Raw genomic sequence first — 1,649 nt, forward strand, 5'->3', positions numbered from 1 at the left:
CGGGCATAATGGTCCGGCCGCCCCGGCACGAGCCCCGCCGGCGCGCGCACGGCGGGAAACAGGGATTCGCCCGGGCCGCACCCCGCCAGCCCATCCAGCATCAGCGATGCCGCCACGGCCTGCATCACCTGCCGCCGTCCCAGCCTGTGACCGGCCGGCCCGTCCAGCGCCGGAACATGCCCGGTCAGGTGCGCCGGGTCGTCCAGCAGCCTGTGCCAGCGGCCGCGACAGGCATCGGCAACGCTGCGTGCGGCGTCCATGCCGGCAATCTCATCCATGCGGGCCTCGCTGTTCCGTGACCGGACATTTAGCGATGACAGATCGAACATTCGGTCAGGTTGCGCCCCCCGATCCCGTAGCGCGCCATCAGCGCGGCCGGCGGCGGGGTCGACGGGCCGCGCACCCATTCCGTATCGAAGATCGCATCGGCGGGGCGTAAGTTCGGCCCGGGGTTGCGATGACATGCCAGGCAGAACGCCATGGTCAGGCTATATTGCTTGTACATCAGCGGCATGGTGGCCACCGCCCCATGGCAGGACGCGCAGCCCACGCCCTTGGCGACGTGGATCGCATGGTTGAAATAGACATAATCCGGCAGGTCGGTGATCCGCCGCCAGGCGATCGGGCGGTTTTCGGCCAGGCTGCGGCGCACCGGCGCCAGCAGGGCGGCATTGGTCCAGATCTGCGAATGGCAGGTCATGCAGGTATAGGTCGGCGGCATCCCCGCGTCCGACGAGATCTCGACCGTGCTGTGGCAGAACCGGCAATCGATCCCCAGGCCTGCGACGTGATGCTGGTGGCTGAACGGCACCGGCTGGTCGCGATCGAACCCCACGCCGCGCGCATAATGCGTGCGCGGCCATGCCAGCCACCATCCCACGCCGCCCGCCAGCAGCAGCGCGACCGCAATCACGCCGATCCGGGCGTAAAGATTGCTGACGGGGCTGAACAGCGCCATGGCCGGCCATCCGGATCAGCGCCGGAGGGCGGGCAGGGGCGGGATCGGCGGCATGCGCACCTCCATTGCTGGGCCGCGTTCCGCGGCCGGCCGGACAACGTCCGTTTCGTCCTTCGGGTTTCTGGACGATGCCGGCCGGTGATCGGCCGCCGGGTCGGATTAACGCCCCGCCGCGATGACGGGCATGGGCGCGGTCGCGGACATGGACGCGCTCGCGGGCAGCGCGTCATAGACGTTGCGCGGATTCCATACCATCCACCCATCGGACCCGAAATCGGTCGCGGCCCGGATCTGCGCGGCGATCTCGTCCGGCCCGAACGGACTGCGGTCGAATGCGTAATCCCGAAACGCCTGCAGCCACGGGCGGAAGCGTTTCGGCGAAATATCCAGGCGCCGCCGCGCCATCTCCAGACTGCGATAGACGATCTCATAGGGGTGGCGCGTCGGCGCGCCGACGCCGGGAATGCCGAAGGTAAAGCCCGACGGGTAGAGCATGGGCGACAGGTAATCGACCAGGGGCGCCATGCGTTCCAGTTGCTGCCCGATGCCGGTATCGTCCCGGTTCCACGCGACGTAGCCGAAAATCGTGGTGGCCAGATAGACGTTATAGGGCAGAAGCTGCCGGCGCGCCTCGGCCAGGAACGCCGTGACGGCGGCGACGCGGCCGGCCTGGCTGGCCGCGCCCGGCAAG

3 protein-coding genes are annotated in these 1,649 nt (G+C 69.0%); all 3 read right to left on the reverse strand.

Translation table 11 applies throughout. The features are described from left to right. Positions 1-278: hypothetical protein (locus tag HUK84_RS17270; protein WP_176641361.1), on the reverse strand; the 278-nt coding region annotated here is incomplete at its 3' end. A 29-nt stretch (positions 279-307) separates the two neighbouring features. Next, a complete protein-coding gene (locus HUK84_RS17275) occupies positions 308-958 on the reverse strand; it encodes a cytochrome c3 family protein (RefSeq protein WP_176641362.1) in 651 nt (216 codons plus the stop codon). Between the two features lie 159 nt (positions 959-1,117). Then, the coding region (locus tag HUK84_RS17280) for a putative glycoside hydrolase (protein ID WP_218064441.1) at positions 1,118-1,649 on the reverse strand (532 nt) is incomplete at its 5' end.

Origin of the sequence: Nguyenibacter vanlangensis (genome assembly GCF_013376155.1) — a bacterium.
In the GTDB taxonomy this organism is placed as follows: domain Bacteria; phylum Pseudomonadota; class Alphaproteobacteria; order Acetobacterales; family Acetobacteraceae; genus Gluconacetobacter; species Gluconacetobacter vanlangensis.